Genomic DNA, 12,929 nt, shown 5'->3' with positions numbered 1-12,929 from the left:
GTTCGAGGACGTGATCCTCGATCCCCGAACGCTCCGGGGCGCCTGGCTCGCCTGCACCTTCCAACACGCGAGGCTCTACCCCAAAGGCGACGAACGGGACGTGACGGCCGCCTATCTCGTGTCCAGCCGGCCGTTCGAGGACGCGCTCGATGGGCGGCAATAAGCTCCTGCCGATTCTCGGCACGTTCGCACTGGTGCTCGCGCTCTTCGCGGGATTCCGCTCGTGCGGCAAAAAGGCGGCGACAGCCGAGTCCGAGCTTCCGGTCGCCGAGGTGCCGAAGGCACCCGCGCCGGATGCCGATTCTCCGGCGGACACCATCCGCGCGCTGACCGCCCAGGTCGCCTCGGCCAAGTCGGAGATGGCGCAGCTTCGGCGCGAGAACGCGGAACTCCTGAAGCAGCGCAACGACATCGCGACCCAAGTCACGAACGAGGTCACGGCGGCGGTTCGCCGGGACCAGGCCGCACAGCGCAACGATGAATACACCCGCCTGTCATCCCGCCTCGACGATCTCTCCAACCGCCTGGGACTGGTCGCGCCGCTGGCGTCATCCGATCCGTCGGACGGTGCGGCGGTCGACCTCGATCCGGCCGCCCTGAACGCCGCGGTGGTGTGGGTCGATCCGCTCGGGTCCAGCCTGGTCAAACGCGCCGGCGACGCCGTGTCCCGGACCGCCACCGCGACCGCCGAGGCGGCCCGTTCGGGCGGAAGCCTGCTGCACGGCGTCGGCGAAAACCCCCTCCTGGACCATGCCGGGCTCGGCGGGGGTGCCGCCCATCCCGCCGCTGCGCCGGAACCGGCCTACACGGTGCCGCGGAACGCCACCCTGATCGGCTCCACCGGCATGACCGCGCTGATCGGGCGGATTCCGATCAAAGGCCAGGTGGAGGACCCGTATCCCTTCAAGGTGATCGTGGGCTCCGACAACCTCGCCGCCAACGGGCTCGAGATTCCGGGCGTCGACGGCATGATCTTTTCCGGGACCGCGATCGGCGACTGGGCGCTCTCGTGTGTCCGGGGCACCGTGCATTCGATCACGTTCGTGTTCGACGACGGCACGATCCGCACCCTGAGTTCCGATGATCAGAGTCTGCAGCGGAAAGAGCAGCAGAGCGCTCAGGCCCAGGGCGCGCCGCCCCCCGCCACCGGCAGCGCCACCAAGCCTCTCGGCTGGATCTCGGACCGGCGCGGCATCCCCTGCGTAACCGGGGCGCGCGTGACCAACGCCGCGCAATATCTGGGCGGGCGCATTCTGGCGAAGGGCGTCGAGGCGGCGGGTCGGGCCTACGCCCGCTCTCAGACCACGATCGGGGTAACGCCGCTCGGCGGCTACACCAGCACGGTCACGGGCAGCCCGGAGCAGTACGCCGCCGGTGAGGTCGTCTCGGAAGGCGCCAACGAGGTGGCCCGCTGGATCGCCGAGCGGCAGAGCCAATCCTTCGATGCCGTGTTCGTCGACACCGGCGTCGAACTCGCGGTCCACGTGGACCGGGAGCTCCCCATCGATTACGAACCCAAGGGCAGGAAACTCGACTATGCGCACGCTACCCCAGCCGTTCACGCGGGCCGTGACCATGATCTCGATTAGCCTCCTGGTCGGCTGCGCCACCGGCAGCAAGGACACCCTTCTGCCGCAGGGGGGACCCACCATGCGGGAGGTTTACGATGCCCATTTCGAAAAAACCCGGCAGCGCCGAACGGAAGGCGCCCGACGGGAGCGGGGTGCGCGCGGCCCAGGCGATGCCGCCCTGAACCTGGACGGCTGGACCCACGAGGCCCACACCGAGATCCAGCACCTGTTCCCGCGCCTGCCGAATCCGGACCTCGTCCTGTACGTTTTCCCGCACATCTCGCCCCAGGGCCATCCGGTGCCGGGCTATGCCACCAGTTTTCCGATGTATGAGACGGTGGAATACGCCCTGCCGGGCGAAGCGGAGGGGTGGTGATGCCGCAGTTTTCGTTTTTATCCAAACCCCGAGCCATCGAACCCGCGCCACGCGGGCCGTTCGACCGGACCACGCCGCCCACCGAGGCGGACGTCAGGCGGCGCTACGAGCGGCCGAGCAGTTTCACCAACCATCTGCCCTGGCTCGACTACGATCCCGAACACCAGGTCTTTCTGCTCGACGACGGGCGCAACGTCGGCGCCTTGTTCGAGATCCGGCCCGCCGGCGTCGAGGCGCGCCCGGAGGAGTGGCTGGCCGAGTTCCGCGACAAGATCCAGCAGGTGCTCACGGGCTCGGTCGCGGAGCAACAAGACCCTTGGGTCTTCCAGCTCTTCGTCCATGACGAGTACCGGCTCGATGGCCTGGCCGACCAGGTGGAGGCCTACGCGCGGATCGAAATTCGCGACTTGGCCTATACCCGCCACTGGCTGGCCGTGCTGCGCGACCACTGCGCCAACATCGCGCGGCCCGGCGGACTATTCCATGACGATCAGGTCACGGGTGGGCCGTGGCAAGGGAATTGACGGAAGGTCCACGCGTGCTTGTTCAGGCGGCGCAGCGCCACCCAATCTCTCAAGGGACCGGATGATCTCGGTCCGATCCGGGAGCTGAACGAGGCCGCGGCCCGGCTCACCGCCGGACTTGAATCGACGGGGGTGGGCGTCCGCCGGCTCGGCGGGCGGGATCTTTACGAGTGGATGCTGCGCTGGTTCAATCCGCGCCCGGCGGTAACGGCGGGCGACGTGGAGGCCTTGCTCGCGCTTGCGCCCTATCCCGGCGACGACCACGAGGACCGGCCCTACGGCTACGATTTCGGCGAAGCCTTGGTTCTGGGACTTCCGCGTTATCATCCCGAGAAAGGCCTCTGGTGGTTCGACGGCCGGCCGCACCGCGCCATCACCATTCAACAGCTGACCGATCCGCCGACGATCGGTCAGTTCTTCGCGGAACGGCGCATCGGCCGGCACCTGTACGCGGTGTTCGATCGGCTGCCGCCAGGCGTTGTGATGGCGATCACGGTCGAGTTCCAGCCTCAGGACGATGTCCGGGAACGCCTGGTGCGGGTGGAACGTGCCGCCATCGGCGACTACGCCGAGGCCCAGCTCGCCGGCGAGGACGCCAAGGCCGCGCAATTCCAGATCGCGCAGGGCAACAAGTTGTTCCCGACGCAAATCACGTTCTATCTGCGCGGCGAAGACGAGGAGGGTCTCCGCCGAAAGCAGAACCAGCTGCATTCCCAGCTCCTCACCAATTATCTCCGGCCCATCGACGAGCGCCAGGACCTCTGCGCCCTGGACACGTATCTCCGCTGCCTCCCCATGGGCTACGATCACCGCTTCGACCGGAAACGCGCTCGCCGATCGCGCTTCATGTTCGCGCGCCATCTGTCGAACCTGGTGCCGCTCTACGGCCGCTCGACCGGTACCGGCCACCCCGGCATCCTGGTCTACAACCGGGGCGGCGAGCCCCTGACGTTCGACCCCATCACCGACCGGAAATCGAACGCCCACGCCCTGATCCTGGGGCCGACCGGCGCCGGCAAGTCCTCGCTCCTGGTGTATCTCCTGCTGCACATCATCGCGGTGCACCGGCCGAGACTGTTCGTCATCGACGGGGCGAGTTCGTTCCGGCTGTTCGGGCAGTATCTCGAAGCTCACGGGCTATCGGTGAACTACGTCCAGGTACGGCCGAAAAGCGACGTGAGCCTGCCGCCCTTCGCCGAGATCGGAAAGCTGCTCGATCCCAAGCACCGGCGACGCCTAGACCTGGATTTGGCCGGCCCCGAAGACCTGGACGACGCCGACGACACGGCGAGCGAGGATCGCGACTTTCTGGGCGAGGCCGAAATCGCGGCGCGCCTCATGATTACCGGCGGCGACGCCAAGGAAGAAGCGCGCCTGACGCGCGCCGACCGGCTCCTGATCCGTGAGGCCATCGTCGAGGCAGCGCGGCAAGCGGTCGCCGCGAAACGCCAGCCGCTCACCGAGGACGTCGCGCACGGTCTCCGCCATCTGCCGGGCCTTGCCGAACTTGATCCGCCGCGGCGTGCCCGGGTACTCGAAATGGCCGATGCCTTGAGCCTCTTCTGTACCGAGGGAAGCCTCAAAGCCAAGCTGTTCAATCGGCCGGGGCAGCTCTGGCCGGAAGCCGACGTCACCGTGTTCGAGATGGGCGTCCTCGCGCAGGAAGGCTACGAGGATAAGCTGACGGTTGCCTACATCTCGCTGATGAATCACATCCATGCCCTGGTCGAGCAGCATCAGTACGAGGGCCGGCCGACGCTGGTGCTCACCGACGAGGCGCACATCGTCACCACCAATCCGCTGTTGGCGCCTTACGTGGTCAAGATCTCGAAGATGTGGCGGCGCTATGGCGCCTGGCTGTGGCTCGCCACCCAAAACCTCCAGGACTTTCCCGATGCGGCCCGGCAGATGCTCAACATGATGGAATGGTGGCTGTGCCTCTCCATGCCGCCCGAGGAGGCCGAGCAGATCGCGAGGTTCCGGGAGCTCAGCGCCGAGGAACGGGCGCTGCTGCTCGCCGCGACCAAGGAGCCCGGCAAGTACACCGAGGGCGTGGTCCTGGGCCGGGCGCTGAAGGCCTTGTTCCGGAACGTTCCGCCGCCCATCGCGCTGGCCCTCGCCATGACCGAGAAGGACGAGAAGGCCGAACGGGCGGCGCTCATGACACAACAGGGCTGCACCGAGCTGGAAGCGGCGCTGAAGGTCGCCGAACGCATCGCTCGGAAGCGCAGTAGCGTATTCACGAAGGAGGCCTCGCCATCATGAGGCATCGCCAATCCCTGTGGGCCTCGATGGTCGTGCTGTGCCTCTCCGCACCCCCGGTTCCGGCCGATATCGGGCCGGCCGCCGTGGAGGTTTTCACCGATCCGGCGTTTCCAACCTCCGGCGCTGACGCGCTTCGGACCCAAGGGGTTTCCATCGACATCTTCGATCTTTCCGCCCCACGCCGGATCGAGGCGGTCCTCTCGGCAGGACTCCCCGCGAACGAGGCGGCGGCCTTGGCGGATCGCCCGGCAGCGGCTCGAAGGGCAGGGCAGTGGGCTTGCGGCGCCGTTGCAGGCGGCCTACGAAGGCCATGCCCGAGCACTGAGCTACGGCCTCACGCGTTATCCCGCGATCGTGTTCGACCGGGGTAGGGCGGTCGTCTATGGCACCGCCGATCTCGGCGAGGCGCTGCGGTACTACCGGACCTGGAAGGAAGGTACGCCATGATCAAGCGTTTGACGCTGAGCTTTCTCGTTCTGGCGCTGACGGCTGACCTTCGGGCCGAACCCATCAACACCGGCACGATTCTATCCAGCGCCTTGAACTTTTCCTGCATCAAGTTCCAGGTGATCGGGGTATGCCTCTGGCTGGTGTGCACGCCCTTCGGCTGCGAGATCGAAACCTCGGCCAAGTACGGCCACTACAATCCCGATCTGGTGGTCAGCGCCCACAACGGTATCGCCAACAATCCCTGGACCGAGATGAAGGCCCTTCTGGCTGGGATTCAAACCACCGGCGCGGGCGCGGTGCTTTCGGCCATGGGCGGCCAATTGCCGAACCTTCTGGGCGGCGGCACGACGACCGAATGCGGCATCGCCGGCCGGCCGGCTCGCGAGCACCCGGCGCACAAGAACCTGATCTTCAAGGACTCCGACGCCATCGGCCATCCGGCCGCGGGATTTTTCCTGTGCCCCTCGGCGTCGACGCCGTTTCAGCCCTATCTCGTCTCGGCCCTGGATGCCTTGTCCTGGCGTTGGGCGATTCCCGAATTCATTTATCCCCAGTCGCTCATTCCCGGGCTGCGGGAGATCGGCGACTGGCCCTTGAATACCTGGGGTGCGGTTTATTCCAGAGGCGGCTTCGTGACCCAGGCCGAAGACCCCAAGGCGGCCGCGGTCGTGGCGCAGCGCGCCGGAGACGTGGTGACGCGGACGGGTCAGCCGCATGTCTACATCGCGCTCGAGAGCGACAAGCGGAAAGAAAAGAAAAAGTACATGGTGTGGTATCCGCCGTCCCTGAAAGAGGGAGACGCCAAGACCGGCACCTGGCAGATGCTGACGCCCAAACGCGCCGGAAGCTGCGAAGTGTTCGGCAGCAACGACCTCATGAGTTTTTCGGGCTGGGCGGGCAGCAAGGTCGCAGCCGATGGAAATTATGCCTTCACGCTGTGGCGTCCCTACAAGTGCTGCAAGGTGAAAGGCAGCTTCATCGGCAGCATCGACATGATGTCCTATCCGTCCGACAGCTCGACCACGCCAACGCCGACCCGAACCCAGTAGGAGACGACTGTCCATGGTCCGCGCACTCCGCCGTCCTCTCATTCTGTTCGTCGCCCTGTCACTCACCGCGCAATCATCCGCCGTGCCGCTGTCACCCGCCCGATCGAGCCGCTGGTACTACGAGATCGGCGGGGCCGAGGCGATCACTGTCGCGGCGAACCCCTACGCCCACTCGATTACCCTCGGCGGTTCGCTCGATCTTCGACGGGCGTTTTCGTGCGGAAACTTCGATCCGGTGCTCGGTGTCTCCAACATCCTGAACAATGTCAGCCAAGGAATCGAGAACATGATCGGCTCCATGGTCAACGCCGCGACCAACGCGATCGCTTCCTTGCCCGCCCTGATCCTGCAACGGGCGAACCCTGGGCTCTACGACCTGTTCCAGAACGCTCTGCTCCAGGCCGAGGCGACGATCTCCCTCGCCACCAAGAGCTGCGAGCAAATGGAGTCGGAGATCGCCCGCGGCCGGAATCCCTTCGAAGAGTGGATCACTCTGGTCAAGGGTTACGACTGGAAGGTGCAAATGGGAACCGGCGGTCTGAATTCGTCCTCGGTGGACGTCAAAACCGCGAAGGATACGGTGGAGACGAATGCCGGCAAGAACGGCGTTCCCTGGATCGGCGGTCAGCGCGCGGGCGGGGCGGGGCAGGCGCCGATCCGGGTCACCGCCGACACGGTGCGGGCCGGCTACAACATCGAGCTGGGCCGCCCGGTGACCGACACCAGCGCGGTGGTGAGCGCCTCGCCGCCGCCGCTTGCCAAGGTCTGGCCGAGTCCGGACGAGGCGGTCGCCTACGCCCGGTATGTCCTCGGCGACGTGGCCGTCCGGACCGACAGGGACACGGCCCGAACCGCGACCCCCGGCCACGGCCTTGCCCCCAAGATCGAGCAGGAGACCCGGGAACTCCTCGAAGACCTGATGAAGATCGTCGCGGGCACGACGGCGCCGGAGGCGGACACGCTGGCCAGGCTCTCGCCGCCGGGAACACTGCTGACGCGCGAGGTCATCGACGGCATCCGCCGTCTATCGACGCCTCAGGAACAGGGGATGGCGGTTCACAAACTGGCGAACGAAGCCGCCGTCGCCCGGAATCTCGAAAAGGCGCTTCTCTTGCGGCGCCTGATTCTGTCCGGGCGGATGGAGCCGAACATTTACGCCTCCCCGGCGCATGCCGATATTGAACGCATGCTCGCGGCCCTGGATAAGGACATCGACGCCATGTTGTTCGAGACGCGGATCCGCCGGGAGCTGTTCGCACAGACTTCCGCGACCTTGATCGAGCTTCGCGAAGGGCGGGGCGAATCGGGTGCGATACGCAGGCGCCCGCCGCCCATGACCGGAAGCCGATCGAGCCGGGCGGCGCGGTACGCAAATGAGTGCGCGGCGCTTACTGCCCACGCTCGGGCTGGGTCTCGCGCTGCTGGCCGCCCTGATGATGCTGGTCGGCCTGGTCCTGGGGCTTTGGGCGTATCAAGCGGGCCTGCCGGCGGTCGAGCGCGCGCTCGATGCGGCGAAGCCGTATCTCGCCGCTTGGCGATTGCTGGTGTTTCTGATCCTGATCGGCGGGTGGCCGCGGTGGATGGATGGCGCGGCGCGGCGGTGGCGCTGGCCGGAAGCGAAACGGCGGGCGGTATTGGCGCTCCGCTGGCGAGCCGTAGCCTGGCTCCTCGTCATCGAGGCGCTATTTGTTCAGAACGTCGGCGGGGAGTTTGCCCGGAACTGGCTCTTGCCGGCAGAGGAGGGGCCTTGAGGGATGGTGCCAGGCGCCGCTGACCAGTGTCGTATTCCAGGTCCAGCACATAGGCCGAGCGGGCATTGGCATCGGCCTTGAAAATCGGCGCGAACCGCGGCCCACGCCATTGCTGCACGTTGTCGCGCTTCGACGGAAGTCTGGTTTTGTCTGTTGTGCGTCCAGGCAGCAGGCCGACATTACTCGATCGAAAAAGAACCATCCGGCGTCACGGACGAAATGAAGCCCGGATTTGCGGAAAGTTTTTCCAGGAAGACCACCAGTACCCAGTTTTCCGGGCGATCGAGAAAGGCCAGTGAAGGAACGAAAATGGCTTCGGCCGGCGTGAGTTTTCTGACAAACTCAGCCGTGGCCCGAGCTACGGACTTGTCGATAAAACACTGTGGGGCGTCGGTGATCGATAAGACGGCGAGCACTTCGGGATGGGTCAGATCCAACGTCGCGTGGAAGGCGAGATCGAAGCGGTAAACCTGGCGGCGCTTGACCTGCTGCGCTAACACAGGCGAACGGTCTTCGGTGATATGGCGGGCCATTTCCGCTAGTGCCACATGTTTATGGCGAGCCAAATATAGCGTCGGCTCCCCTTGGATATTCCAGCGATTATCGCGAGCGAGTCCCGCTCGGCTGAAGTCCAGCGGATCCAGCGGTCCTTGCGGCAGGTGGCGATAGGCGGTGCCTTGCCAGGCTTTGAGATGCGATTGGATCAAGGGGCGGGTTAATAGCCGAGTCCTTCGACGTCTGCGGCGAGTGCCGCGATGACGGTGTCGTATTCCCGCAAGCTCATCAGGTCAAGGGCGGTTCGCCCTTGGAATTCCGGCAGCGGGGTCGCGAGGAAGGTCTCGACGCCTTCAGGCGTGTAAACCAGGCTGGCGAGTTCGCTGATCTCCCGGATCTTGGCGAGATCCTTGATCGCGTCCGGGTTCCGCACGCCATCCTGCTTTTCCCAGCGCTCCAAGGTCTTGGCGCTCACCCGCAATATCCGGCCCATCGCCTCACGGGAGAGATGCAGGGACTGGCGGATCTTTTGCGGATTGATCTTGATGTCTCGTACGGCGTTCATCAGCGTCGCGATACGGGGTAGTAGGATGAGTAGCCACTACTCTAGGCAATGTCTAGACATTTGTCCAGATAAAAAATTAGACCTCATGCAACCGGCATTTCGCCTGACAGGACGGAAAACAGCCCAAGGCACTGCCAGGCGATCATGCTGTCTTGGTGGATCTTGGCGAGGTTGCACGTCGATTCCGGGATACCCGCCAGCCCCTCGGGACAGTAGCTCGCCGGCGACTGCGAGAAGCTGCGGGGTTTTAAGCCCATGTCGAGCTACTGCGATGCTCGGGGAGCCTCTCTGCGCTCTATACCATGTCGCCTTGGAAGTATTGCCAAACTAGGGGGGAGCTTCAAGTCCGAGATCACGCGTCTTCAAGCTAAATCCATCAAAAAACCCTTTCAAAACCAAACAAGGGTTTTCGTTTGATTTCCGTCTATTGGCTTGGGCAGACTCGCCGCCAGGCGCGTTGACTTCTAGCTGATTCGTAACGTCCTCCGCGCGCTTTCTGTTCTTTTTGTGAGGAGCGACCGTGGCTTTACTGTTTGCGCTCTTATTCATCCTCGCCTTGAGCCAATTGGGCAGCATCTCCCGACGCAGCAAGCGTCTGCTCGAACTGTGCGAGAGCCTCAAGCGTTCGAACGAAGAGCTCTGCCGGCAACTCCAGACCTTAGGCGATCGCGTGGCGAGGATCGAAGGCGCGATGGGCCTCGGCCACACCGCTCCCTTAACCGCGGACGAATCGGACGTCGCGCCGGACGTTCAGTCAGATGTGTGAGTGGTCTGACTGCCCCGACGTTCGATTCCGATAGCCGACTCAATTTCAAGGAGAAGCACTATGGTTTGCCCCAAATGCGGCGCATCGAATCCGAACACGGAACGCTACTGCGAACAATGCGGGAATCCGCTGATCGAGGCCATGGCGAGTGCGGGCCGGCGACGGCCGCTGGTGATATTGGCGGTGCTGGGGCTGCTGACGGCTGGAGGGGTTTATGCGGACGAGCGGGTTAACCTTCAACCGAGCGATCGAGAGTTGGAACGCGTGGAATCCTGCTCCGATGGCGGAACCCTTCGGATCGCGGGCGATCCGGCTTACAGCGGCCATCCGTGGCATCTGGTCGCGACCGTTCCGGAAATCCGCGAGCGGCACTTCGCCGTGACCCGCGCCGAAGAAAAGTGGGTTCAGGACATGAGCGGTCCGGCTTACTACGTCCGCCGATATGAGCGAAATGGACAGCGCGTACTCGTATGGGACCTTTGTAAGTCCCACGAGTGCAACGAATACGCGTTGTACGCGGCCTTCGATCTTGGTTCGAAGACGTATGTCATTGAACTCAACGAGAAGGGAAGAGGCCGTCGACTCGGGACATCCATTTCGGTTGCCGAGGCGGCCATCACCTGCGCCAAGGCAGAGGATGCCAAAAGGAAATCGCAATGAATGCGCGGGCATGGCTATTCGTCGTGCTAGCCGCGGTGTCAGCGTGGGCGATCGCCGATATGTATCAAGCTTTCCTCGCGTCCCTCGCGCAACGCGAATCGAGTGGAGATCCGACGAAAACAAATGAATCGGGACACCTCGGCCTGTATCAGATGAGCGAAGCCGCTCTCATCGAAGCCGGCTATTACCGGCCCGACGGCACCACCACAAACGACTGGAGCGGCCAATGGACGGGCAAGGACGGTATCTACAGCAAAAACGACTACCTGAACGGTTCCACGGCGCAGAACAACGCGGTCCAGGCTTATCATCACAAGCTTTGGAGCTATATCGAGGCTGAAGGCCTCGACCAGATGATCTCCCAGACGGCGAACGGTGCCCCGGTAACTCCTTCGGGTCTTCTCGTCGGCGCCCATCTCATCGGCGCCCATGGCCTTGCGAAGTGCCTCTCGTCCGGAACGGGCTGCGCCGACGGCAATGGGACCAAGGCGATGAGCTACATGACGATGCTCGGCGGCTATGACGTAGCCTCGATCACCGGCATCGTGGGGACCGGGTCCGGCGGTTCAGTCGGCTCTGGCAACGGCGGTGCCGGCGGGGGAGGCGGGGTTGGTTCAGGAAGCGGACATGCCGGTAATCCGCTCGCGGGTTACACGCCGCCGTCGAGCAACGAAGCCTTCTACCGCGGCGCCGGGATTGCGATGTCACAAATGCGACAGGTAATCCTCGAAACGCTATCCGTCATCTTGCTGCTCTGGCTCGCCTGGATCGCGCTTGCCCAATACTCGAACTGGCGGAACGGCGTCATCACCGTCATGCAGATGCAAAACAGCATCGTCCGCGCGGCGGCATTGGTATCCCTGATGCTGGTTGTCTTCCTTGCAGTATAGGAGGAGGGCTTATGAGCGTTGGGTCGTATCTTGAATTGTATCTCGCTGCACTTGGCTGGCATTTCTACGAGACGCTTTGGAGTTCGCTGCTCAATATCGGGCTGCTTTATATCCCTTTCATTGCAATGGCGGTCAGGGCTTGGATCGAAAGCTACGAAGCCGCCGGGGCCGAGGGCGCGGAACGGAACATCCGTGCCGCCGAAGTCTCGATCGCGACGATGTTCACGGTGGTCATGCTCGCGGGTTCGCCCTTCATTCCGCTTCAACCCTCGGGGCTCGTCTATACTCGGCCGTGCTCAAACGATGCGCCGAAGGGCGGCGCCTCCAACACGACCTACGACAGCGTGTTTACCAATCGTGGCATCTCCGGGATTACCGGTCACGTGCCGGTGTGGTGGTATGGCGTCATGGCGGCCGCGGGCGGAGTGGTTAACGCCGCGGTCGCCGTGATTCCCTGCCAGAACGACTTCCGGCTGTATCAATACAAGCTTGAAAACAGCCGGATCAAAGACCCGCAACTTCGGCGGGAGCTTCAACTTTTCACGCACGATTGCTGGTATCCCGCCCGGATGAGGCTCTTCGATAGCAAGCAGCCGCTGCCGAGCGGGTACGACCCGTCGGACATCGACTGGCCGGGTTCGCAATTCTTCTTGGACACAAGTAGCTACTACGGAGTGAACAACATTAACCTTGCGACAAGGGCGAGCGAGGAAATACCGGGCTTTCCCTTCGATCCGCAACGGGATACGGAGTACGACACCGAGCATTATCCGGCGCCGCAGTGGGGCCGGCCCGAGTGCAGGGACTGGTGGGAGGCACAGACTTACGGGATCAGAGACCGGTTGATCCAAGAGATCGAAGTGGAGGCGTGGGCGCAAACCCAGGGGTGGGTGACCCAACTCATGAATGCGTTCGGCTGGGACGCCAGAAAGACCGAAGACGCTGCCCTTCGGTCAATGTGGACCATCGAGGACGGCAGGTTGAGCATGCCGGTGACAGCGGGTCTTGGGGATGCCGCCGGCGGACGATTGGCTAGAGCAGGCGCGACCGTTGGAGGGTGGTGGGAATCGGTCTTCTTTCAGTCGAAGATGTACGCCATTCGCGAAGCGGCGCCTGTCGGCCAGGCGGTTCTTCTGATGCTGATCTTTGCGCTGATGCCGTTCGTCCTGTTATTCGGCGAGTTTTCCGTCGGCACGCTCCTGACTTTGACGATTACTCTCTTTGCCGTGCGGTTCCTGACATTCCTGTGGGCGGCGGCCGTCTGGCTCGATAATACGCTCCAACAAGCACTCAACCCCACCGGCTGGTTCGACTTTGCTGCCGATAAGATGGACTACACCGTGAGCGAAGTGGTGATCGATCTCGTTACCGGCACGATGTTCACGATCGTGCCGGTCTTATGGGTAGGCATGTTGGGTTGGGCTGGATATCACGCGGGCGTTGGACTCAATTCCTTCCTAGAGGGAACAAACTCTAGTGCGGCCGCCACCGGCAGCGGCTTTGGAAACGCGCTCAGCCTTGTGAAGAACCGGTTTCGCGAGCTAAAACCCCCTAACAAGAAGTGATC

At 63.7% G+C, this 12,929-nt stretch carries 13 protein-coding genes and 1 pseudogene; 11 read left to right on the top strand and 3 right to left on the bottom strand.

From position 1 onward, the window contains the following. The first annotated feature begins 10 nt into the window (after positions 1-10). The 7 genes and pseudogenes from ACR2R1_RS05580 (at position 11) to ACR2R1_RS05550 (ending at position 8,009) form a co-directional block, all read left to right on the top strand. The gene (locus tag ACR2R1_RS05580; RefSeq protein WP_210024178.1) at positions 11-163 is read left to right on the top strand and encodes a DUF3438 family protein; all 153 of its coding nucleotides are present in this window, start codon (positions 11-13) and stop codon (positions 161-163) included. Further along, a complete protein-coding gene (locus ACR2R1_RS05575; protein WP_434113031.1) occupies positions 150-1,589 on the top strand; it encodes a TIGR03752 family integrating conjugative element protein in 1,440 nt (479 codons plus the stop codon). The genes ACR2R1_RS05580 and ACR2R1_RS05575 overlap by 14 nt, the downstream gene beginning before the upstream one ends. Beyond that, entirely contained in the window at positions 1,537-1,947 is a 411-nt protein-coding gene (locus ACR2R1_RS05570) for a TIGR03751 family conjugal transfer lipoprotein (protein ID WP_347258673.1), read from the top strand. Before ACR2R1_RS05575 ends, ACR2R1_RS05570 begins: the two co-directional genes overlap by 53 nt. Beyond that, positions 1,947-4,736, top strand: a pseudogene (locus ACR2R1_RS05565) (conjugative transfer ATPase). The gene ACR2R1_RS05570 and the pseudogene ACR2R1_RS05565 overlap by 1 nt, the downstream one beginning before the upstream one ends. A 3-nt stretch (positions 4,737-4,739) precedes the next feature. After that, entirely contained in the window at positions 4,740-5,183 is a 444-nt protein-coding gene (locus ACR2R1_RS05560; protein ID WP_434114207.1) for a DUF1525 domain-containing protein, read from the top strand. Continuing rightward, positions 5,180-6,235, top strand: coding sequence for a TIGR03756 family integrating conjugative element protein (locus ACR2R1_RS05555; RefSeq protein ID WP_434113029.1), 1,056 nt, complete (start codon positions 5,180-5,182; stop codon positions 6,233-6,235). The genes ACR2R1_RS05560 and ACR2R1_RS05555 overlap by 4 nt, the downstream gene beginning before the upstream one ends. A gap of 13 nt (positions 6,236-6,248) precedes the next feature. Next, positions 6,249-8,009: an integrating conjugative element protein gene (locus ACR2R1_RS05550; protein WP_434113027.1), complete on the top strand. Its 1,761-nt coding sequence runs from the start codon at positions 6,249-6,251 to the stop codon at positions 8,007-8,009. Between the two features lie 156 nt (positions 8,010-8,165). On the opposite strand, the gene ACR2R1_RS05545 is transcribed toward ACR2R1_RS05550, so the two are convergent. The 3 genes from ACR2R1_RS05545 to ACR2R1_RS05535 form a co-directional block, all read right to left on the bottom strand. Then, positions 8,166-8,693 (bottom strand): RES family NAD+ phosphorylase, encoded by a 528-nt coding sequence (locus ACR2R1_RS05545; RefSeq protein WP_156881721.1) that lies wholly within the window; start codon positions 8,691-8,693, stop codon positions 8,166-8,168. 8 nt (positions 8,694-8,701) lie between these two features. Further along, positions 8,702-9,046, bottom strand: coding sequence for a helix-turn-helix domain-containing protein (locus ACR2R1_RS05540; protein WP_086132883.1), 345 nt, complete (start codon positions 9,044-9,046; stop codon positions 8,702-8,704). An 83-nt stretch (positions 9,047-9,129) separates the two neighbouring features. Further along, positions 9,130-9,303, bottom strand: coding sequence for a hypothetical protein (locus tag ACR2R1_RS05535; protein ID WP_168175519.1), 174 nt, complete (start codon positions 9,301-9,303; stop codon positions 9,130-9,132). 263 nt (positions 9,304-9,566) lie between these two features. Here ACR2R1_RS05535 and ACR2R1_RS05530 point away from each other — a divergent pair, with 263 nt between their 5' ends. The 4 genes from ACR2R1_RS05530 to ACR2R1_RS05515 are packed head-to-tail and all read left to right on the top strand — an operon-like array spanning position 9,567 to position 12,927. Continuing rightward, positions 9,567-9,812: a hypothetical protein gene (locus tag ACR2R1_RS05530; RefSeq protein ID WP_434113024.1), complete on the top strand. Its 246-nt coding sequence runs from the start codon at positions 9,567-9,569 to the stop codon at positions 9,810-9,812. A gap of 60 nt (positions 9,813-9,872) precedes the next feature. Further along, the gene (locus ACR2R1_RS05525) at positions 9,873-10,472 is read left to right on the top strand and encodes an Ivy family c-type lysozyme inhibitor (RefSeq protein ID WP_086132919.1); all 600 of its coding nucleotides are present in this window, start codon (positions 9,873-9,875) and stop codon (positions 10,470-10,472) included. After that, complete coding sequence (locus tag ACR2R1_RS05520; protein WP_434113022.1) at positions 10,469-11,362, top strand: DUF3262 family protein; 894 nt, start codon at positions 10,469-10,471, stop codon at positions 11,360-11,362. Before ACR2R1_RS05525 ends, ACR2R1_RS05520 begins: the two co-directional genes overlap by 4 nt. An 11-nt stretch (positions 11,363-11,373) precedes the next feature. Then, positions 11,374-12,927: a conjugal transfer protein TraG N-terminal domain-containing protein gene (locus ACR2R1_RS05515; protein WP_434113020.1), complete on the top strand. Its 1,554-nt coding sequence runs from the start codon at positions 11,374-11,376 to the stop codon at positions 12,925-12,927. Positions 12,928-12,929: the final 2 nt, after the last annotated feature.

This window comes from Methylocaldum sp. GT1TLB, assembly GCF_051027445.1.
In the GTDB taxonomy this organism is placed as follows: domain Bacteria; phylum Pseudomonadota; class Gammaproteobacteria; order Methylococcales; family Methylococcaceae; genus Methylocaldum.
This window is presented reverse-complemented; position numbering and strand designations above follow the sequence as displayed.